Here is a 19,933-nt window from a genome sequence, read left to right as displayed (position 1 = left end):
GTCGCGACCTGGGAGCGTCCGCAGGCCGCGCCGATCTCGCACCGTCTCCGCCCCGGGCAGCACGAGGTCCGAAGTCCCGCGTTTTTCGGCCGAATTTAAGGCGTCGACCACCTCGGCACGGGCCGAAGCGAGACTGGAGATTGCCCGGATCGCCCCTTTCACGATAGGGCATCGGCAGCACGAGCGGAACAAAAACGGGCGGGGGCGAACGTGGCGGGAACGCCCGGTCACGGCGAGATCGAGAGGCGCCGGCCCGTGTCGGGCCGGGAGGTCCGACGCACGCTGCTGAGTCGCCTTCCCCTTTTCGGGACCATCCTCGGCCTCGGGCTCGGCATCTGGCTCGTCGCGACGAACGATCTGGCGGCGGTCGGCGCCGCCTTCGCCAAGGTCGGGCCTGCGGGGCTCTTCGCCATCGTGCTCTGGCGGGCAATGCTCGTCGCCACCTGCGGCCTGGCCTGGGCACGCCCCCTCGAAGGCCTCGCCCCGATCGGCGCAGCTCCCTGCATCCTGCTCCGGTTCGTGCGGGAGGGCATCAACACCCTCCTGCCGGTGGCCTCCGTCGGGGGCGAGTTCGTCGGCGGCCGGCTGTTGACCTTCTGGGGCGTATCCGGCGCCCTGGCCGCCGCCTCCCTCCTCGTCGACATGCTGATCCAGGTGGCGACGCAGCTTGTCTTCACCCTCATCGGCGTGGGCCTTCTGCGGCAGGTCGAGGGGGAGCGGGCCGCCACGATGGCGGACCTGACGCTCCACATCGCCGGCCTCGCCCTGCTTGCCCTCGCCGCCTTCTTCGCCGTTCAGCGTCTCGGCGCCGCCCGCATCGTCGAGCGCAAGCTCGCCGGTCTTGGCCGTCGCTTCATGCGGGAGGCCGCTCCGACCGCTTCCGGCACGCTGCCGGGCGGAACGCAGAGCGTTCAGGATTGTCTCGACGCGCTTTGGGCACGTGCCCGGCGCGGGCGCATCGCGCAGTCCTTCCTGCTCCACCTCATGGCGTGGATCGCGGGCGCCGCCGAGATCTGGCTCGCGCTCGCCTGCATCGGCATCGCGATCGGGCCGCTCGAGGCGCTGGTCATCGAGTCGCTCGCTCAGGCGATCAAGTCGGCGGCCTTTCCCGTGCCGGGCGGCCTCGGGGTGCAGGAGGGCGGCTTCGTCGTGGTGGGTTCGCTCTTCGGGATCGATGCCGACACCGCGCTCGCCCTGTCGCTGATCAAGCGTGTGCCGGACGTCGCCCTGGGTCTCCCGTCCCTGGTGGCGTGGCAGACCTTGGAAGCGCGGCGCGCCACGGTGCTTCCGCCGGATCGCTGAGCGCCTCCCGTCGGCGCGCAAAACCCGATTGCACGCTATGGACGCGACGGTCGGAAAGTTCCCGCATCTCGCTGGGGACAACGCTGGCAAAGCCCGTCGACCCGGCCGGAGCGCGGCGCTCGCACGGCGCCTCGTGGAAGCCGCCTCGGCCGGCAAGAAGGAGCGGGCCTTCGGCTGATGCCGGTCCCGCTCGCAGGTCAGCGGCGCGGCGGTACGAGCCAGGTTCGCATCGCCTCGAAGGTCTCGATCGCGCTGGCGAGCACAGCGTCGCGGCAGCTCTCGCGTTGTAGCCCGGACTCGAGCCGTTCGAGGAAGCTGCGCCACATCGCACCGATCGCCCGGCCGTGGGTGCCGTAATAGGCGGCTCCGCCAGTGGAGGCGAAGCCGTGCCTCTGCGCGAGGCTGCGGCCGATCACCTGACCGCCCAGGGTCGAGCCTTCGAGAACATAGAGCGCTCCCATCGCGGCAGCGGAACCGGTCCATGCCGGGGCAGCGGGCGCGGGCAGCCGGAGGATCCGGCCCGGGTCGAGGCCGAGATGGGCAAGATCCGCATCCAGCAGGGCCAGACGCCGCCGCGGCGCGAAGAAGGCCTCGTCCGCGAGCGCTGCCCCGATGGCGGTCTCGTAGGTGTCATGAAAGCCGCGCAGCCGCTCCAGCAGCCCACGATAGCCCGGCAGCGTGGCGATCTGCGCCTCCCAGTTCAGGTCGCGCTCCAGAGCGGCGTGAGCCGGGGCTGTCGCTGCGCGCAGCCGTTCGTGCAAGATGCCTCTCACGCGCGGACGGTGAAGCAGGCACCCGGCGCGTTCTCGACCTCGAGATGCGCTTCGATCTGGTCCAGCATCGCCCGGATCAGCTTCATGCCGAGCCCCGTGCCTTTGGAGCGCGCGGATTCCCACCCGTCCGGCAGCCCCACCCCGTCGTCGCAGACCTTGAGCCGCACGCCGCCGCGTTGCTCGCCGGCCACCGTCACCGAGACCTGCGCTCCGCCGTCGCTCTTGGCGTATTTGAAGGCGTTCGTGACGAGCTCTGTGGCGATCAGCGACAGGGCGACGGCCTTGCGGTAGGGCACCATCAGACCCGGCTCCGCGGTCAGGTCGATGCTGTGCTCGCCGCCCGCCACCCCCACCAGGTCGTTGCAGATCTTCTCGATGGTCTGGCCGAGATCGACCTCCTCCGGGCTATCGGCCTGGTACAGGTTGTCATGCACCCGGGCGACGCTCATGACGCGGGCCGAGGTGTCGGCGAAAGCTTGGCGCGCGGCCGGGTCTGTGACCTGCCGGCGCTGCATCTGCAGGAACGCCGACACGATCTGGAGCGAGTTCTTGACCCGGTGGTCGATCTCCCGGGTCAGCAGATCCTTCTGCGCCAGGAGCAGTTCCTTGTCGGCCAGGAGCCCGGTCAGCTCGTCGATCTTGCGGCGCTGGCGCAGCACGACGCCCTCGACGGCATCCGCCAGTTGCTCGGCAAGTGCGACCTTCCAGGGGGCCCAGGGCATCGAGAACCCGCTGCGCTCCTCGACCCAGCGTTCGAAGGAGCGGCGTGGCAGCACGGCGACGGGACCACCACCGGACAGCACGGGTTTGCGCGGGTCGCCGCCCCAGGTCACCGTGCTCGGCACCTCCGGCTTGAACCACAGGAGCAGGTGCCGCCGCTGCCGATCGACGAAGGCCGCGAGCAGGCCGCTGGCCGAGTCCGCATAGGCCGCGGCCGGCGGATGGTGGAGGGAGAGCGCGTCGGTGACGAAGCTTGTCCGATCCGCCGGGAGGAAGCCCCGCACCCATTCGGCGATGGCGAGGACCTGCTGCGCATCGGGCGTCGTCCCGATCAGATGCACCCCCTGGCCCGAGACGATGCCGGCGCCCGTCACGCCGAACAGGTCGAGCAGCGTCGTGTCGCCGGAGGTCAGCGCCTGTACGAAATCGTCGGAGCGAGTGAGGCGCCGGACGAGACGCCCCTCGACGTCGAGATGCATCTGCTGTTCGGCCCAGCGTCCGCGGGTCTCGACCTCCTGCACCCGCATGGCGAAGGCATCGGTCAGGATGGTGGCCGCGGCCCGAGTCTCCGGCGCCACGTAATGCGGGCGGCGGTGATGCCCGATCATGAGGCCCCAGAGACGTTCCTCGACCATGATCGAGATCGACATCGAGCCGTCGACGCCGAGGTTGCGCTGATACTCCAGATGGATCGGCGAGAGCGTGCGGTTCTGGGCGAAGGTGAGGTCGATCGGCCCGTTTCCGGCTTCCCGACTCGAGACGAGCGGCACTGGCACGCAGTCCCGGTCGATCACGAAGCGGCTCTTGGCCTTGGTGTAGAGGGCCCTAGCCTGGGCCGGGATGTCGGAAGCGGGAAAGCGCAGCCCGATCAGCGGGCGCTGCCAGTCCGGCGTCATGTCCTCGGCGATGGCCTCGCCGTTCCAATCGGTATCGAAGCGATAGACGAGTACGGAATCGAAGCCAGTCAGGGCACGGATCTCGAGCGCAGCGATCTGCGCGACCTCCGTGAGCGTCTCCGCTCCACGCAGGCGGGTCGCCGCCAGCTCGGTGTCAAGGGGGCTCGCCGCGCGGAAATCCTCGGGCCGCTCGGGCGCCAATTCGAATTCGAGGATGAGCCGGCCGAGATGCGCGTGGGCAGTGGCGTAGAGAGCCTGCTCGTCACGACCCGGCAAGCGCAGGGTCTGGCGCATCGAGCGCCCGTCGGTCAGCGTCCCGGCCGCGAGGGCGCCGCGCAAGGCCGCGAGGAAGGCCGACGGCAGGATGGCCGACAGCGGCGTGCCGTCGAGGGGCAGGATCTGTGGCGGCAGGATCTCTGCGACATTGGCGCTGAAAGCGATCACGGCGAGGCTCGCCACGTCGGCCGCGATCATCACGGCATTGGGCTGGATCGACCCGGGAATGTGGATCGGCTCGCGCTCGCACAGGCTGGGATCGACCGGCTCGGCGCGGGTGCGCTGATCGATCGCCGCCAGGACCGCGTCGCGGGGCGCCCCCGCACCGATCGTCTCCATCGGCTGGATCACGAGCCACCAACTCTGGGCGTCGGCGGCCCTCTGAAGGTGGACGCGCGTCCGCATCGCCCGCGGGATGCGGCCGAACACGAACTCGAAGGTTTCGCTCGCGACCTTCCCACGCACCCCATGCAGGAAGCGCCCATAGAAAGCCGGAACCGCCGTGCTGGGGAACAGATCGCGGAAGAAGTTTCGGCCGATCGCAGCTTCGGAGGCCATCTCGAGAAGCTTCGAGGCGGCCACGTTGAATCCGTGGACCATCCCCATCGCGTCGAGCTGGATCACCCCCTGATCGAGGCGGTCGAGCGCTTCCGCGGCCAGAGCGTCGAGGTTGGCAAGGCCTAGGGTCGGTTCCCGGACTTCCATATGAGGCGGATCGCTCATGCAGGATCGGTATGAAGGCGCATCACCGGATCCGCAATCCCTGGTTTTCCTGAAGTGAGTATAGGCCCTCGCATCGTTCGGCCTTCATCGCAATCTTCTGAGGAAAAGTGTCTAAACTGATACAATCGGTGATACTGCTACGCTGCTGAACTCAGCCTAGCTTGCTCTCGATGTCGGACAGGGCCGTCTCGAGGCCCTCCTCCAGAGTCGGATGATAGAAAGGGCGATCGCGCAACTGTGCAGCGGTCAGCCCGTCCTGAACGGCATAGGCGACGAGATGGGCCAGATGCTCCATCCCTGGGCCGATCATCTCCGCACCCGTCAACCGCCCCGTCCGATCGGCATAGAGGCGCAACCCGCCCCGATTGCGCCCAGCAACGCGGGCGCGGCCCTGGTCGCCGAAATCCGCGGAACCGACGACCGCATCCTCAGATGCCGCCCGATAACCGCCCCCGACCAGCGCGATCTGAGGATCGCTGAACACCATCGCGAGATCGACCCAGCGCCCGGGTCGCTCGATCGCTTCCGGCCCGTCTTGCGCGAGGCGTGCCGCGTTGCGCCCGGCGATGCGCCCCTGCCGGCTCGCCTCGTGCAGCACTGGACGGTCCTGGTTGGCATCGCCCGCGATCAGGATCGGAACGCCGCGGCAGAGAAGGGAGCGCGGATCGAAATCCGGGCTGCCCTTGTCGTCGAGATGCAGGCCCGTGCTCTCGAGCCCGAGGCCGCTCAGGTTCGGCGGTCGGCCCGCCGCCACGAGACAGCGCGCGAAATGGCCGGATTCTTTGCGGTCCCCCTTCGTCCAGTGCAGCACCAGACCGTCATCGGCCGCCCCCGCCGAGTCGAGCCGGGTCCCGAGATGGAGGTCGAGTTCACCGGCGAAGATGTCGCGGGCGGCCTCCGCCAGATCCGGCGCGCTCAAGCCACCGACGGCGTCACCGGCCTCGATCAGGCTCGTCCTCACGCCGAGCCGTGCCATGGCCTGCGCCAGTTCGAGACCGACCGGGCCGCCGCCGAGCACCGCGAGGCTCTCGGGCAGATCGGGAATCTCGAAGAGCGTGTCCGTGGTGAGCACGCGATCCTCCAATCCCCGCAGCGGCGGGGGTAGGCTCGGGCTCGACCCCGTGGCGATCACGGCGGCCTTGAACCGGATGCGCGTGTGGTCGTCGACCCGGATCAGGTCGGACGCCTCGAACACGGCATGGCCGGCCATCCGGGACTCGTCGGGCAAGGCGTCGAGGGCATCGAAGACGCCGCCGACGAAGCGGTCGCGCTCCGATCGCACCCGGCGGAGCACGGCGCCCCCGTCAATGCCGACCTGACCGGCCGTGATCCCGAATCGCCCGGCATCGCGCACCTGTCGGGCCGTGTCGGCGGCGGTGATGAGCAGCTTGGAGGGCATGCAACCGACCCGGGCGCAGGTGGTGCCGCCCGGCCCCCGCTCGATCAGGATCGATCGGACGCCCGCGGCGAGCGCGGCGCGGTGGGCGGCGATGCCGGCCGTGCCCGCTCCGATCACAGCGACGTCGAACACCGCCTCGCGCATCGTTCCTCCTTCCCGCCCTTCCTGCCGGCGTCGATCAGGCCGCCATGGTCATCACGGCACCCCCGTCGACCCGCAGGTTCTCCCCGGTGATGAAGCTCGCCTGCTCCGAGCAGAGGAAGGCGACGGCCGCGGCCACCTCTTCCGGCCGTCCCCGCCTCCTGGCGACGATCCCTGGGCGCTTCTCGTCGAGGAAACTTTCGACGGCCTCGTCGAACGACACGCCGAGCTCTTTCGCGCGCTTCTCCATCATCGCGTCGGTCATCGGCGTCGCCACGAAGGCGGGAGCCACCGAGTTCACGAGCACGCCATCGGCGCCGTAGGCCTTGGACAGACCCTTGGCGAGGTTCATCAGGCCCGCCTTGGCCGCGCAGTAGGGCAGTTCCTCCACATAGGGCTGAACGGCGTCTTCGGAGGTGAAGAACACGATCCGTCCCCATTTCTGGGCGCGCATGCCGGGGAGGAAAGCGCGGGCCACCCGCACCGCCGCCATCAGGTCGGCCTGGATCGTCGAGAGCCAACCCGCGTCGTCGATCTCCAGGAAATCCCCCGTCGCCCCCGTGACGCCGGCGGCATTGACCAGGATCGAGGGCTTGGCGTCGAAGGCGGCATCGGCAAAGTCGCGCAGCTTGAGCGCTCCGGCCTCGCTGCTCAGATCGGCCTGACAGGCCTCGACCGGACCGAGCTCGGCCAGCTCCGCGGCCGCCCTGCGCAACTCGTCCTCCTTCACATCGGACAAGACAACCTTCACGCCTTCGCGCAGAAGATATTGCGCGCTGACGAAACCCATCCCGGAATCGCCGCCTGTCACCACGGCGATCCGCCCCCTGATTCCAAGATCCATCGTCGTCCTCTCCAGGATCGCGGGGCCTGGGCGGTCCGCGGCGCGATCGGCTGGCGTCCCAACCCGACCGCCCCGGTATCGTTCCGTCTTCCGGGCGGTGCGACGATCTTGCAGGGGATGAAGATCGGGCCGAAAAACAACAGACCTCCTCCGAGGAGTCTGATCCGATCAGATCAAATCAGTCCGGCTCCGCCTCATCTGAAGCGATCTGAAAAGTTAGAGTCTCAAATTGAAGGGTAGAAAGAAAAGCTCGCTGCCGTCGACATAGGTGACCTGAAGAAACGTCTTGGCCACGACGTCGTCAGAAAGCTGCTCCTCGTCACGAATGCGGCCGATGATCTGCTTGGCCTTGCGAAAAGCCATGCCGCAATCGGGGCAATCGGCTCCTTCTTGGTCCTGCAAGGACACTTCCGGCCGATGAATGTTGAAATAGAAGAGCGGCATGCCTCGAGGGTCGCGGGTAGCGTTGATCTTCAGGTGGTCGGGAGGTCCCCGGAATGCGTTCGCCCTCGGATTGCCCGCAACGTTCGTGCCACTTGGCCGTGCATCATGAATTCGCTCCGTTACTATAAATCAATCTGCAAATGATTTAATCAAACAATATAATAATTGCGCAAGCGATGACTGAGAAGGTGACATCCCGCAATGATCAGAATAATAAAATTTAAATTTTACATAAAACAGACAAAATATCTTGCTTAATTTATAGCGGAGAATTTCTTAATAAATTAATTTGCGCTAGTTTTTTATTGCAACTATATTTGTATAATCAATAAAACGTCCACCAGAGGCTTGGTTTGCAGATGTGTTTATATCATCAAGAGCAAATGCGCTAGATCCAAAATAAGACACAAGTCGGACTATTTCTAGCGGCCGCAAGTTAGGGCCGAAAAGTTTTGCCAGAGTGACAATGCTTTGTCTCGATTGACAGTCTCAGTCTAATCCCTGATCCGACAATCAGAGGCTGATCGATGTTGGAGCCTACGGATGACGGCCTTGAGGAGCTGGCTGAATTGTGCAGCCTGCTCCGCGGTAAAGTTGGACAGAGCGGATCCTTCAGGCTTCGGGTCCTTCTCGACATGCTGCTGCTTGAAGTGGATGCCGAACGGGAGCGTAGAGCGGAAGGTTCCGGGGTGGGACCGGGCGAGACGCGGGACAAACGTTGATCACTTGCCGGCCAGCCGGCCCCGTGAAGCCTGGATCGAGAGGATCGATCGCCCCGGCATCACAAAAAATGTCCACTGCCCTGTCGGCAGGCTCCACACGGGTTCGTCCTTCCGGAGGCACGGGCAGAGCGCCCCTGGCGAGGAGAGAAGTGGATGTCGCGTGAAAGCGAAGTGGGTACGTCCCCGGAGACCAAGGGCGGCATCGTCGCCTATCTTCAGGTCGATGGGGCAATGAAGGCCGCCGCGTTCTATGAGCGCGCCTTCGGGGCGACGGTGGTCAGGACGATACCTCCAGACGAGCAGGGCCGCACCATGCATGTGCACCTGCATCTCAACGGCACATCGTTGATGCTCGGCGACCCCTACCCCGAGCACGGCTTCCCGCTGGTGAAGCCCCAGGCCTTCAACCTGATGCTCCCCGTCGACGACATCGCCGCCTGGTGGGATCGGGCCGTGGCTGCCGGGGCCGAGCCGGTCGTCCCCGTCGCCAAGATGTTCTGGGGCGATCTGTATGGCCAGCTACGCGACCCGTTCGGCGTCCTCTTGGCGATGAACCAGTCGCTGAGCGAGGCCTGAGGCCGCCACAACGCCCCAGGAGGTCACGGGCTCTGATCCAGGGCTGCGAGTCTGCATCGAGCAGCGCGCAGCCCTGGCGAAAACGCTTCGAGACGAGCGGGTTGGTGCGGCCTCAAGCGGCCTCGGCGCCGAGGCACCAGGCGAGAATGCCCTTCTGGGCATGCAGGCGGTTCTCCGCCTCGTCGAACACCACCGACTGGGGCCCGTCGATCACCTCCGCCGTGACCTCCTCGCCGCGATGCGCGGGCAGGCAATGCATGAAGATCGCGTCCTTGGCGGCGGCCTTCATCAGCTTGGAATCGACCCGATAGGGCGAGAGCAGGTTGTGACGGTAATGCTCGTCGTCGTCGCCCATCGAGACCCAGCAATCCGTCACCACCACGTCCGCGCCTTCCACGGCCGCATAGGCATCCGTGGTGGCGTTGACGCGTGCGCCCTCGCGCGCGGCCCAGTCGACGAGATAGGGCGGCATGGAAAGTTCGCGGGGGGCGGCGACGTTGAGGGTGAAATCGAACTTCGCGGCTGCGTGCACCCAGCTCGCCAGAACGTTGTTCGCGTCACCCGACCAGGCCACCGTGCGGCCCCGGATCGGCCCGCGATGCTCCTCGAAGGTCATGATGTCGGCCATGATCTGGCAGGGATGCGAGACCTTGGTCAGCGCGTTGATCACCGGGATCTCGGCGCTCTGCGCGAGATCCAGCATGAGCTGATGGTCGAGGATGCGGATCATGATCGCATCGACGTAGCGCGACAGGACCTTCGCGGTGTCGCCGACCGTCTCGCCGCGTCCGAGCTGCATCTCCTTGCCGGTCAGCATCAGCGTCTCGCCGCCGAGCTCGCGCATAGCCACGTCGAAGGAGACGCGGGTGCGGGTGGAGGGCCGGTCGAACACCATCGCCAGCATCTTGCCGGTCAGCGGACGCTCAGATGCGAGCTGACCCTTCACGCGGCGCGCCTTGATCGCGGCGGCGGAGTCCAGCACGCGGCGCAGCTGCTCGCCGGAGAAATCCTTCAGATCGAGAAAATGCCGAACACCCGGGCCGGCACCGTTGGCTGTCACCGTCATCGATTCTTACTTTGCAATTATCTTGTGGCTTAGGGCAATTTCCAGCGAGGTAGCAACAGTTCGTCCTGAACAAATCGCGCCGCGACAAGACTTTACGACACATTTCGCGGACCCGCCCGGATAGCGGGTCGCGCAGGCTCAGGCCGCGCCGCGGATCTGCGCTTCGAGCGCCGAGGCGGTGGCGTCGAGGCGGTCCACGGCCTGCGCCGCCTCCGCCTCACTCGCGATCAGCGGTGGCAGCAGGCGGATCACGTTATCGCCCGCCGGAATCACGATGAGATGCTCGCCCCGTGCGGCAGCGACGAAGTCGGTATTCGGCACGTTGAGCTTCAGGCCGAGCATCAGACCCTGCCCGCGCAGTTCCATGAAGACGCCGGGATGGCGGTCGACGAGTTCGGCGAGCTTCTGGCGCAGCGCCAGGGCGACCTTCTGGACATGCTCCAGGAAACCGTCGGCGAGCACCACGTCGAGCACGGCATTGCCCACTGCCATGGCGAGGGGGTTGCCGCCGAAGGTCGTGCCATGGGTGCCCGCGGTCATGCCCCGGGCGGCCTCGGCCGTGGCCAGGCAGACGCCCAAGGGGAAGCCCCCGCCGATCCCCTTGGCCGCGCTCAGGATGTCGGGCGCGATGCCCGACCATTCATGCGCGAACAGCTTGCCGGTGCGCCCGACCCCGGTCTGGATCTCGTCCATGATCAGGAGGAGCCCCTTCTCGTCGCAGATCGCGCGCAGGCGCCGCAGGATCTCGCCGGGGATGATGCGGATGCCGCCCTCCCCCTGGATCGGCTCGATCATCAAGGCCGCGGTCTCGGACGTGATCGCCTTCTCCAGCGCCTCGAAGTCGCCCACCGGCACCTGATCGAAGCCGTCGACCTTCGGGCCGAAGCCCTCGATGTATTTCTGCTGGCCGCCGGCCGCGATCGTCGCGAGGGTGCGTCCGTGGAAGGCGCCCTCGAAGGTCACGATCCGGTAGCGCTCCGGCTGGCCGCCGGCCGCATGGTACTTGCGCGCCATCTTGATCGCGGCCTCGTTCGCCTCGGCGCCGGAATTGGCGAAGAAGGCGACGTCGGCGAAGGTCGCGTCCACGAGCCGGCGTCCGAGCCGCTCGCCCTCCGGGATCTGGAACAGGTTCGAGGTGTGCCAGATCTTGCCCGCCTGCTCGGTCAGCGCCGAGACGAGATGCGGATGCGCGTGGCCGAGGGCGTTCACGGCGATGCCGGCGCCGAAATCGAGATATCGCTGCCCGTCGCTCGCGACGAGCCAGGCCCCCTCGCCGCGCTCGAAGGAGAGCGGGGCACGGGCGTAGGTCGGCAGAAGAGCGGAGGTCACGGCGGGCGCGATCCCTTCAAGTGCGGCGGCGAAAAAGGAAGCCGGCTTCCCTTCGCGCCTGCCAGAAACGAAAGTGCCGCCTCGATTGCGTCGGGCGGCATGCGCGCGATTACCATGGATTGCCGCTGCCCTGTCAATCTGGGCCGGGCTGGCGCCCCTGCGCCGCTTGCACGACTCCCCCCGGCGTGCTCTGAGGCCGCCCGTCGAGGCCAATCAGGGGAATATGCGATGAGTTCGGTGAAGGAGCGGCTGCAGGCCCTCGGGCTCAGCCTGCCGAAGGCGGCCGCGCCCGTGGCCAATTACGTGCCCTTCGTCCGCGCGGGCAATCTCGTCATCATCTCCGGCCAGATCTGCTTCGGGGCGGACGGCAAGCTCGCCGAGCGCCACAAGGGCAAGCTCGGCGCCGAGGTTTCCAACGAAGCGGGCATCGAGGCGGCCCGCCTCTGTGCCCTCAACGTGCTCGCCCAGGTCGAGGCCGCGGTGGGCGATCTCGATCATGGCGTCGAGCGCTGCCTGCGCCTGGGCGGATTCATCAATGCGGTGCCGAGCTTCGCCGGCCTCGCGCCCATCATGAACGGCGCGTCCGACCTGATGGTCGAGATCCTCGGCAATCGCGGCCGCCATGCCCGCTCCACCGTGGGCGTCGCCGAGCTTCCCCTCGACGCGGCGGTCGAGGTCGAAGCGATGTTCGAGGTGCGCTGAGGGTGGGCGTCCCGGGCTGGCTCACCGCCCGGCCGATCGCCCATCGCGGCCTGCACGACCACGCGGCCGGCATCCCGGAGAACACGATCGCCGCCGCGGAGGCGGCGATCGCCGGGGGCTACGCCATCGAGTGCGACGTGCAGCCGAGCGCCGAGGGCGAGGCGCTGGTGTTCCACGACGAGGCCCTCGGCCGGCTGACCGAGATCAGCGAGCCGACCGCCTCGCGGACCACCGCCGAGCTGACCGCCCTGCAAGTCGCCGGCACGCAGGAGCGGATCCCGACCCTGTCGGCGTTCCTGGCGTGCATCACCGGTCGCACGCCGCTGATCGTCGAGATCAAGACGCAGTTCAACGGGGACCTCACGCTGACGCGGCGCGTGGCCGAGATCGCGAACGCCTATCGAGGGCCGATCGCGCTGAAGTCCTTCGATCCCGGGATCGTCGGTGCGCTGGCCGAACTCGCACCGGAGCTACCCCGGGGGATCGTCGCCGAGAAGCGGCAGGACGACCCGTCCTACGCCAAGCTGCCGCCCCGCGAGCGGCTTGCGCTCTCGGACCTGCTGCACCTGCACGAGAGCCGGCCGACCTTCCTGTCCTGGCGGGTGGACGATCTGCCCGGAGCCGTCCCGTATCTGTGCCGCCATCTCGGCAAGATGCCGGTGATGACCTGGACCGTGCGCACGGAGTCGCAGCGGGCCCTCGCGGCCGCGCATGCGGATCAGATAGTGTTCGAGGGCTTCCGGCCTTAGGGCCGGGAGGACACGCGCCCCGGATCAGGTCGAGAATTTGCGCAGCGCGTAGGCCAGGGCGAAAGCCAGGGCGGAGCCGCCGATCGTCGTGCTGATCCAGAGCAGGCTCTTCGGCTGATCCGCGGAGTTCGGCATGATCGGCACCACGATCGGGCTGAAGAACTCGATGTTGCGGGCTGCGATGATGCGCGCCTTCTCGGAGGCCGCCAGCACCTTCACGTAGTAGAGTTCGGCGTCCTTGCGTTCGTTGGTCAGCGCCTCGAACTGGGTCATCGCATTGGCCAGCACCTTGCGGCGCTCCGGCGTCTGGCTCGCCAGTTCGTGCTCGAGCCGGTCGATGTTCTCGTCGAGATCCCGGATCTGAGCCTTCAGATCGAGGATCCGGCGATTGTCCGGGGAGAGGTCCTTCGCGATCAGGTTCAGCTGGACGACGAGGTTGATCTTGGTCTCGCGCAGCTTGCTGATGACGGTGAGATTGGCCTCGTTCGCCTTGTCGGCATCAAGGACGCCCTCGCGGTTGCGCAGATCCCGCATCGCCACGCGGGCCTTCGCCATCCGCTCCTCGGCGTATCCGAGTTCTCGCCGGCTCTCGGCCAGGGCATCCTCGCGGGAACGCATGCTCAGGTCATTGGTCATGCGCTCGGCCTCGGCGAGGATCGCCTTGGCCAGGGCGTAGGATTCCTCGGGAGTGAAGGCCTCGACCGTCACCGCGATGATGCCCGAGCTGCTGTCGATGGTCGGCTTGATGCGCCAGCGCCAATACTTGACGAAGCGCTCCATCGGCTTTTCCGGGTTGAAGCGCGAGAACCAGTCGATGTCGGAGCGCGAGAACATCTCCCGCACCGGCATCTGCTTCTCGAGCGCCTCGATCATCGGCCGGCTGCTGATGTACTCCGAAGCGATCAGGGTATCCTGCGTCAGCATGGCCTGGGACACGCCGGAATTCGTGCCGACATCCTCCTTGTCGCCGCCGGCCGCCTTGTCCGCGCCGCCGATCGCCGGGCGTATCGCGAAACGGAACTCGGTCACGTAGCGGTCGGATGCGATCAGGCCGAAATAGACGAGGCTCGTCGCCGAGGGCAGCACGAACAGCAGGGCGAAGAGGATCCCGATCCAGGGGTCCCGCTTCACGTGCGTCTGGTAGGAGCGAATGCCCTTCTTGCGGTCGACGTAGCGCGTCACGCGCGCGATCTGCCGCAAGGATTCCGCGACGGCACTGGAGCGATCCGCCGTGGTCAGCGGCTGTCCCTGGGGAACGGGGGTCTCGATCGACATGCTGTCCGCGGTTCCGTTCGGTCAGGACGTTCGGCCATGCCCGATCGTCCGTGCTGCCCTTTCTCTCGCCTGTTCGCGCGGCAAAAGCGTGTCCGATCAGGACCGGACCGACGCGTGTCTCACTGATTCAGGCGGCGATAGGCCTCGATCGCCTCGTCGACCTGCTCGTAGACGATGGCGTGGCCGTTCACGAGGATGATCGCCTGGCTGCAATATTCCCGGATCGTCTCCATGGAGTGGGAGATCAGGATCACGTCGGCATTCTCACGCCGCTTGTCGAACACGTCCCGGCAGCGCTTGGCGAAACGCGCATCGCCCACGGCCAGCGTCTCGTCGATCAGGTAGGTGTCGAAGGGGATCGCCATGCTCATGCCGTAGGCGAGCCGCGCGCTCATGCCGGAGGAGTAGGTGCCCACCGGCATGTCGAGATAGCTGCCGAGCTCGGAGAAGTCGGCGACGAAATCGAGAACCCGGCGGGGATCCTCGCCATAGATCCGGGCGACGAAGACGACGTTGTCGCGGCCGGTCATCTTGGGGCTGAAGCCGCCACCGAAGCCGAGGGGCCAGGACACGCGGAGGCCGCGATGAACGCGTCCCCGACTCGCCTCCTCGGTACCCGCGATGATCCGCATCGTCGTGGATTTGCCGGCACCGTTGATGCCGAGGATTCCGTAGCTGATGCCCGGCCTGAGGGTGAAGGATACCCGCTCCAGCACCGTGCGGCGCTGGCCCATGACCCGATAGATCTTCGTGACGTTCTCGAACCGGATCAAGAACCGCTGCCCCGTGCCATGGATGGTGAGTGCCACGCCGCCCCATGCCCGACCGCTGCACGGGCGGGCACGGCCCTTTCGAGCCTTAGAAAAGAGGCGAATCTGAGGATCGCGCCGATAGCCTCCGCCGATCTCGTCAGGACGACGGAGCGAAACCGGTCCGTGGACCAAGCAGGCAGCCTGCCCCGAACTGGTGCGCGACCCCGGACTCGAACCGGGACGCTCTCACGAGCACGAGATTTTGAGTCTCGCGTGGCTACCATTTCACCAGTCGCGCCGCTGGAATGCGGCAGTAAGGGAACCGATCCACAGAAGCAACCTGATATGCCGCGGGCTCGCCAGAGGCGATCGGAGGCATGGCGCATCGGCGCACGCGTCGCTGAACTGGGGGAGAGGAGGTTAAATCCACGTTCACCCCATTCTGCAAGACTCGGGGCCTGATGAGGCGTGGGGCCGATGCCGCCCCGATCTCGGCGGCAGGAGGTTCGAACGGGCGCGATGAAAGTCGGGGCCGAGACAGGGAAGCCGCTACGGCGCGTCCGACGGGCCGCGCGTATGCTCGTTCTTCTGGCGGCCGGCATGGTCGCCGCCCCTATTTCCGCCCAAGCCGCGAAGCTCCTCTCCGCCATCGGAAGTCAGCCCCAAGGCTTCGGCCGGATCATCCTGAGCTTCGACACACCGGTCCCGGTCAAGGGACGAATCTCCGGCACGGTGCTGGTGCTCAGTTACGGGGAGCGCGTCTCCGCCGGGCCCGAGCGGATCGCCACGGGCATGCCCGACTTCGTCACAGCGGTCCGCCGAGACCCGGACGGATCGGCGCTGCGGCTCGCCCTGCAGAAACCCTATCGCATCAGCGTCCAGGAGGCCGGTGAGCAGGTCTATATCGATCTGCTTCCGGAAAGCTGGACCGGTTTTCCGCCGCCCCTGCCCCCCGAGGTCGTCGCCGAGCTGGCCCGCCGTGCCGAGCGCGCCGAGGCCGCCCTGAAGGCGCGCAACGCCGCTCCGCCACCGAAGACGCTCGCCGTCGAACTCGCCCTGACGCCCGGCCGGGCTCGACTCAGCCTGAAGCTGCCTTCGGAAGCCGTACCGAACGTCACGGAGAACGGCGGCGCGACGAGCCTCTCGCTGCCCGGCGCCTGGCACATCGACGATCGTGCGATCCGCGGGCGCCTCGATGCCAAGATCGGAAAGATATCGGTCGAGAACGACGAGAAGGGGGCTCGCCTCGTCGCGACGCCGGCTCAAGGCGTCTCCACGAAAATCGTGCGGGATGAGGCCGATCTGGCGATCGACCTGCTGACCAAGCCGCCCGGTCCGGCCCCCGAAAAGGCCGCAGAGACGCTTGCCCAGACCATCCTCGACAAGGCGACGAAGAACGAGGCGGCCGCGGACCCTGCCGGCGCCGCGGGACGATCACCGCCGAACCCGAGTACCAAAGGCCCCCCTCCTACCGTCAGAACCGCCGAACCGCCTGCCTCGGCGACGCCGCGACGGCGCGCCGGGACGGGCCTCGTCTTTCCCTTCAAAGCCCCGGTCAAGGCGGCTTTCTTCGAGCGGGCGGGCATTCTCACGGCGGTTTTCGAGACGGACGAGCCCGTCATCGCGCCGCAGAAGCAGCTGGCCGGATTGTCGGCGATCGGCGGCGTCGAACGATCGGGCCGTTTCGCCCTGGTGCGCTACGCCAAACAGCCCGGGAGACTGGTCGATCTCGTTCCCGTGCGCGAGCCGGACGGCTGGGAGATCGTGGCGGGAGACGACCTGACGCCCAGCGAATCGCTGATCCCGGAGCGTCAGGCCGGCTCCGGAGGACGCATGGGCATCACCGTGCCCCTGCCGGCTCCCGGAGGGGCCCACTGGCTCACGCTCGATGGTGAGCGTGTCGCGGTCGTGACCGCCGGTGCGGGCCGGCAGATGGGGATCCCGAAGGCGCAGCGCTTCGTCGATTTTGAGCTGCTCCCGAGCCGCGTCGGGCTCGCGGTCCTGGCTGTTGCGGATGATCTCAACGTGCGGCCGGATCTCGACGGGGTCACGATCGGGCGGATCGGTGGACTCGCCCTGTCCTCGGTCTCGCGCCCGGCCGACGCGGCCGTCGGGCCCGTTGCCGATCTGGTGATCGACAGCGCCGCCTGGAACGCTGCGCGGCGCGGCGCCGTGCGCAGCACCCTGCGCGAGCGGTTCGCGACCGTAGTGGCGGCGGAGCGCACGGACCGGCCGGCGGCGCGGGTCGCCCTTGCGAAGGCGATGATGGCCAATGGGCTCGATGCCGAGGCGGTCGGCGTCCTCGCGGCCGCGACGGCCGAAGACCCCGTTCTCGACAACGACAAGATGACCGTGCTGATGCGCGGTATCCTCGCCGCGCGCCTCGGGCGTGCCGAGGAGGCGGTGAAGCTGCTGTCGCAACCGTCCCTCCTCATCAACCCGGAAGCGCGTCTCTGGCGCGGCTTCGCGGAGGTTCAGGCGTCCCGCTGGAAGGATGCGGACGCGGATCTGCGCGCCGGCGAATCCGTCCTCGCCCGCTATCCCGAGGATCTGGTTTCCGTTCTGCAGGCGGCGTCGGCGGAGGCGGCGGTCGAGATCGCCGATTGGGACGCCGCCGCCCAGGCCTCCGAGGCCGCCCTCCGCGAAGCCACCCCGGAGATCCGCGATCGGATGGCCTATCTGCGCGCCAAGGTCGACGAGGCGACCGGCCGTACGGCGGCGGCCTTGGAATCCTACGAAGCCCTGAGTGCGAACGCCGTGCGGCCGGTCGCCGCCGCCGCCGCCCTGCGTGCGGCGCTCGTCGCCAATGCCATGGGCAAGATGGCGGCCGCCGAGGTGATCGAGCGGCTGGAGGTGCTGGTCCTGACCTGGCACGGGGGCAATACCGAGATCGAGACCATGGGGGCGCTCGGCCGCCTCTATACCGAGGTCGGGCGGTGGCGCGCCGTCTTCACCATGACACGGCGGGCCAATGCCCTCGCTCCGGACGCGCCGGCGACGAGGACCCTCAACGATGCCGCCTTGAAGCTTTTCGAGGATCTCTATCTCGGAGAACGCGCCGACAAGCTCGGCGCGATCGAGGCGCTGTCTCTCTACTTCGATTTCAAGGACTTCGCCCCCGCCGGCCGCCGGGCGGACGAGATCGTACGCCGCCTGGCCGACCGGCTCGTCTCCCTCGACCTGCTCGATTCCGCCGACGAGCTCCTGGATCATCAGGTCAACCATCGTCTGACCGGCCCTGCCCGGTCGAGCGTCGCCGCGCGTCTCGCGACGGTGCGGCTGATGGAGGGCAAGCCCCTCGATGCCCTTCAGACGCTGGATGCAACCTATCTCCCCGAATTGCCGGAGGATCTGCGGCGGGCCCGCTCCCTGCTGCGCGCCCGTGCCCTCTCCGATCTGACGCGGACGGACCTCGCCCTGGAATCCATCGAAGGGGAGACGGGGCCGGATATCGACCGCCTGCGCGCCGACATCCTGTGGTCCGCCCGGCGCTGGCGTGAGGCGGGCGAGGCGCATGAGGGGCTCCTCGGCGAGGCTTGGCGCAGCGGCCGTCCCCTCGACGACGCGGCCCGGGGCGACGTGATCCGCGCGGCGATCGCCTACGGCCTGTCCGGTGAAAGCCTCGGGCTCGAGCGCCTGAAGGCGAAGTTCTCGGCCGGCATGGCGGAGACGTCGGATGCGCGAACCTTCACTCTCCTGACCCGGAGCGACGCACCGCGTACCACCGCCTTCCGGGACATCGCCCGCCGCGCCACCTCGGCCGAGACGCTGGCCTCCTTCCTGGCCGAGTACCGCAAGCGCTATCCGGACAGTGCCGTGCCCGAGCGCGGCAAGCCCGAGGCGGGCGCCGGGTCTCCGGCGCAGCCTGCGCCGGAGACCAGAGCCGAGGCGCCCCAGCCCCCGCCGCCGGGCTGACGATCAGACGGCAGCGGTGCCGCGCCGCAGCTGCGCATCGACGCTCCAGGGGCCGGGGCCGGCCACTGCGATGTAGAGGAAGACGAAGCAGAACAGGATCGCGGCATCGCCCCCGTTCAGCGCCGGGAAGAAGCTCTTCGGCGCATGGGCGAGGAAATAGGCGACCGCCATCTCGCCCGACAGGATGAAGGCGACCGGGCGGCTGAGGAAGCCGACGATCAGCAGGGCGCCGCCGACAAGCTCGAGCAGGCCAGCGATGCCCGGCATCGACAGGATCGGCGGGTTCATGGCGCTCGCCGGGAAGCCCAGGATCTTCTGGGTGCCGTGCGCCATGAAGACGAGCCCCGAGACGATCCGCAGGATGCTGAGCATGCGCGGACCCCAGGTCGCAGTGATCGTCTCGACGCCCATGATGCCATCGTCCTCGTCTTCCCGCGGCCGCCGATTGTCGCGCCGCAGCGTCACTGCGCCTGCAACGGCGCGGCGGAGTCAATTCCTGGTTGGGCAGGGCCGCGGCGCTCAGGCGCCGTAGCTCTGGATCAGCGAGCCCGCCACCAGCGTCCAGCCGTCGACGAGCACGAAGAAGATCAGCTTGAACGGGAGCGCCACGGTGGCGGGCGGCACCATCATCATGCCGACCGCCATCAGCACCGAGGCGACCACCAGATCGATGATCAGGAAGGGGATGAACAGGAGGAAGCCGATCTCGAAGGCCCGGCGCAGCTCCGAGATCATAAAGGCGGGCGTCACGATCTCCAGCCCCACCGCCTCCGGCCCGGAGGGCGTGGGCACCTTCGCCATGTCGAGGAAGAGCTTCAGGTCCTTCTCCCGCACATTGCGCAGCATGAAGGTCTTGAAGGGGGCCGAGGCCCGCTCGAAGGCCTGCGACTGGCTGATCTGCCCCGCCACCAGGGGCTCGATTCCCGCGCGGTAGGCCTCCCGGCCCGTCGGGGCCATGACGAAGGCGGTGAGGAACAGCGCCAGGCTCACGATGACGGCATTGGGCGGCGCGGTCTGCGTGCCGAGCGCCGAGCGCAGGATCGACAGCACCACCACGATCCGCGTGAAGGAGGTGGCCATCACCAGCACGGAGGGCGCGAGCGCCAGCACCGTGATCAGCGCGACAAGCTGGAGCGCCCGCTCGGTCGCTCCGCCCGTGCCGAGATCGACGGTCAGGCTCTGCGCGACGGCGAGGCTCGGACCGCCCACCAGGAGCAGGAAGCCCAGGCCGAGGCCGGCGAGACGTCTGGAAAGGAAGTGATTCGGCCGGCTCATGGCGCGGGCAACCTGCGTCGGGGCTCCGCCTCCGGCAAGCGGCGCGAAGCCACG

At 67.7% G+C, this 19,933-nt stretch carries 16 protein-coding genes and 1 tRNA gene; 5 read left to right on the top strand and 12 right to left on the bottom strand.

Going from position 1 to position 19,933, the window contains the following annotated elements; all coding sequences use genetic code 11:
- The first annotated feature begins 210 nt into the window (after positions 1-210).
- Positions 211-1,302, top strand: coding sequence for a flippase-like domain-containing protein (locus MFF21_RS03845; RefSeq protein WP_373324912.1), 1,092 nt, complete (start codon positions 211-213; stop codon positions 1,300-1,302).
- A gap of 197 nt (positions 1,303-1,499) precedes the next feature.
- Here the strand turns inward: MFF21_RS03845 and MFF21_RS03840 are convergent, their stop codons facing one another.
- The 5 genes from MFF21_RS03840 to MFF21_RS03820 all read right to left on the bottom strand — a co-directional run bounded on the left by MFF21_RS03840 (position 1,500) and on the right by MFF21_RS03820 (position 7,518).
- Complete coding sequence (locus tag MFF21_RS03840) at positions 1,500-2,075, bottom strand: biliverdin-producing heme oxygenase (protein ID WP_238309879.1); 576 nt, start codon at positions 2,073-2,075, stop codon at positions 1,500-1,502.
- Positions 2,072-4,690 (bottom strand): histidine kinase dimerization/phosphoacceptor domain -containing protein, encoded by a 2,619-nt coding sequence (locus tag MFF21_RS03835; protein WP_238309878.1) that lies wholly within the window; start codon positions 4,688-4,690, stop codon positions 2,072-2,074. Before MFF21_RS03835 ends, MFF21_RS03840 begins: the two co-directional genes overlap by 4 nt.
- Before the next feature lie 151 nt (positions 4,691-4,841).
- The gene (locus MFF21_RS03830) at positions 4,842-6,233 is read right to left on the bottom strand and encodes a dihydrolipoyl dehydrogenase (RefSeq protein WP_238309877.1); all 1,392 of its coding nucleotides are present in this window, start codon (positions 6,231-6,233) and stop codon (positions 4,842-4,844) included.
- 34 nt (positions 6,234-6,267) lie between these two features.
- On the bottom strand, positions 6,268-7,074 hold the full coding sequence (locus tag MFF21_RS03825; protein WP_238309876.1) for an SDR family NAD(P)-dependent oxidoreductase: 807 nt from the start codon (positions 7,072-7,074) through the stop codon (positions 6,268-6,270).
- Positions 7,075-7,290: 216 nt separating this feature from the next.
- Positions 7,291-7,518, bottom strand: coding sequence for a DUF6894 family protein (locus MFF21_RS03820; protein ID WP_238309875.1), 228 nt, complete (start codon positions 7,516-7,518; stop codon positions 7,291-7,293).
- A gap of 875 nt (positions 7,519-8,393) precedes the next feature.
- Here MFF21_RS03820 and MFF21_RS03815 point away from each other — a divergent pair.
- Positions 8,394-8,816: a VOC family protein gene (locus MFF21_RS03815; protein WP_238309874.1), complete on the top strand. Its 423-nt coding sequence runs from the start codon at positions 8,394-8,396 to the stop codon at positions 8,814-8,816.
- Between the two features lie 112 nt (positions 8,817-8,928).
- Here the strand turns inward: MFF21_RS03815 and argF are convergent, their stop codons facing one another.
- Together argF and MFF21_RS03805 are read right to left on the bottom strand one after the other, a co-directional pair.
- Positions 8,929-9,882: an ornithine carbamoyltransferase gene (gene argF, locus MFF21_RS03810; protein ID WP_238309873.1), complete on the bottom strand. Its 954-nt coding sequence runs from the start codon at positions 9,880-9,882 to the stop codon at positions 8,929-8,931.
- 138 nt (positions 9,883-10,020) lie between these two features.
- Positions 10,021-11,211 carry an aspartate aminotransferase family protein gene (locus MFF21_RS03805; RefSeq protein ID WP_238309872.1) on the bottom strand — a complete coding sequence of 397 codons (1,191 nt, stop codon included), beginning with the start codon at positions 11,209-11,211 and terminating at the stop codon, positions 10,021-10,023.
- A gap of 228 nt (positions 11,212-11,439) precedes the next feature.
- Between MFF21_RS03805 and MFF21_RS03800 the strand changes: the two genes are divergently transcribed.
- Together MFF21_RS03800 and MFF21_RS03795 are read left to right on the top strand one after the other, a co-directional pair.
- A complete protein-coding gene (locus MFF21_RS03800) occupies positions 11,440-11,913 on the top strand; it encodes a RidA family protein (protein WP_238309871.1) in 474 nt (157 codons plus the stop codon).
- Between the two features lie 2 nt (positions 11,914-11,915).
- Positions 11,916-12,662 carry a glycerophosphodiester phosphodiesterase family protein gene (locus MFF21_RS03795; protein ID WP_238309870.1) on the top strand — a complete coding sequence of 249 codons (747 nt, stop codon included), beginning with the start codon at positions 11,916-11,918 and terminating at the stop codon, positions 12,660-12,662.
- Positions 12,663-12,686: 24 nt separating this feature from the next.
- Here MFF21_RS03795 and MFF21_RS03790 read toward each other — a convergent pair whose 3' ends face one another.
- From MFF21_RS03790 to MFF21_RS03780, 3 genes are all read right to left on the bottom strand, one after another.
- A complete protein-coding gene (locus MFF21_RS03790) occupies positions 12,687-13,937 on the bottom strand; it encodes a KpsE/RkpR family capsule polysaccharide export protein (RefSeq protein ID WP_238309869.1) in 1,251 nt (416 codons plus the stop codon).
- Positions 13,938-14,056: 119 nt separating this feature from the next.
- Positions 14,057-14,710, bottom strand: coding sequence for an ABC transporter ATP-binding protein (locus tag MFF21_RS03785; protein ID WP_238310186.1), 654 nt, complete (start codon positions 14,708-14,710; stop codon positions 14,057-14,059).
- A 191-nt stretch (positions 14,711-14,901) separates the two neighbouring features.
- Positions 14,902-14,987 (bottom strand) — tRNA-Leu (locus tag MFF21_RS03780).
- Between the two features lie 278 nt (positions 14,988-15,265).
- On the opposite strand from MFF21_RS03780, the gene MFF21_RS03775 reads away from it, so the two are divergent.
- The gene (locus MFF21_RS03775) at positions 15,266-18,604 is read left to right on the top strand and encodes a dihydrolipoyllysine-residue succinyltransferase component of 2-oxoglutarate dehydrogenase complex (protein ID WP_238309868.1); all 3,339 of its coding nucleotides are present in this window, start codon (positions 15,266-15,268) and stop codon (positions 18,602-18,604) included.
- 3 nt (positions 18,605-18,607) lie between these two features.
- Here MFF21_RS03775 and MFF21_RS03770 read toward each other — a convergent pair whose 3' ends face one another.
- Both MFF21_RS03770 and fliP read right to left on the bottom strand, forming a co-directional pair.
- Entirely contained in the window at positions 18,608-19,015 is a 408-nt protein-coding gene (locus MFF21_RS03770) for a DoxX family protein (RefSeq protein WP_238309867.1), read from the bottom strand.
- Positions 19,016-19,123: 108 nt separating this feature from the next.
- On the bottom strand, positions 19,124-19,879 hold the full coding sequence (fliP, locus tag MFF21_RS03765) for a flagellar type III secretion system pore protein FliP (protein ID WP_238309866.1): 756 nt from the start codon (positions 19,877-19,879) through the stop codon (positions 19,124-19,126).
- Between the last annotated feature and the right edge of the window lie 54 nt (positions 19,880-19,933).

Source organism: Methylobacterium organophilum, assembly GCF_022179465.1.
Taxonomy (GTDB): domain Bacteria; phylum Pseudomonadota; class Alphaproteobacteria; order Rhizobiales; family Beijerinckiaceae; genus Methylobacterium; species Methylobacterium organophilum.
This window is presented reverse-complemented; position numbering and strand designations above follow the sequence as displayed.

Coding starts and splice junctions, on each gene's coding strand:
- MFF21_RS03835 (WP_238309878.1), bottom strand. CDS start 4,690: ATGAGCGATCCGCCTCATATGGAAGTCCGGGAACCGACCCTAGGCCTT.
- MFF21_RS03830 (WP_238309877.1), bottom strand. CDS start 6,233: ATGCGCGAGGCGGTGTTCGACGTCGCTGTGATCGGAGCGGGCACGGCC.
- MFF21_RS03825 (WP_238309876.1), bottom strand. CDS start 7,074: ATGGATCTTGGAATCAGGGGGCGGATCGCCGTGGTGACAGGCGGCGAT.
- MFF21_RS03820 (WP_238309875.1), bottom strand. CDS start 7,518: ATGCCGCTCTTCTATTTCAACATTCATCGGCCGGAAGTGTCCTTGCAG.
- MFF21_RS03815 (WP_238309874.1), top strand. CDS start 8,394: ATGTCGCGTGAAAGCGAAGTGGGTACGTCCCCGGAGACCAAGGGCGGC.
- argF (WP_238309873.1), bottom strand. CDS start 9,882: ATGACGGTGACAGCCAACGGTGCCGGCCCGGGTGTTCGGCATTTTCTC.
- MFF21_RS03800 (WP_238309871.1), top strand. CDS start 11,440: ATGAGTTCGGTGAAGGAGCGGCTGCAGGCCCTCGGGCTCAGCCTGCCG.
- MFF21_RS03790 (WP_238309869.1), bottom strand. CDS start 13,937: ATGTCGATCGAGACCCCCGTTCCCCAGGGACAGCCGCTGACCACGGCG.
- MFF21_RS03775 (WP_238309868.1), top strand. CDS start 15,266: ATGCTCGTTCTTCTGGCGGCCGGCATGGTCGCCGCCCCTATTTCCGCC.
- MFF21_RS03770 (WP_238309867.1), bottom strand. CDS start 19,015: ATGGGCGTCGAGACGATCACTGCGACCTGGGGTCCGCGCATGCTCAGC.
- fliP (WP_238309866.1), bottom strand. CDS start 19,879: ATGAGCCGGCCGAATCACTTCCTTTCCAGACGTCTCGCCGGCCTCGGC.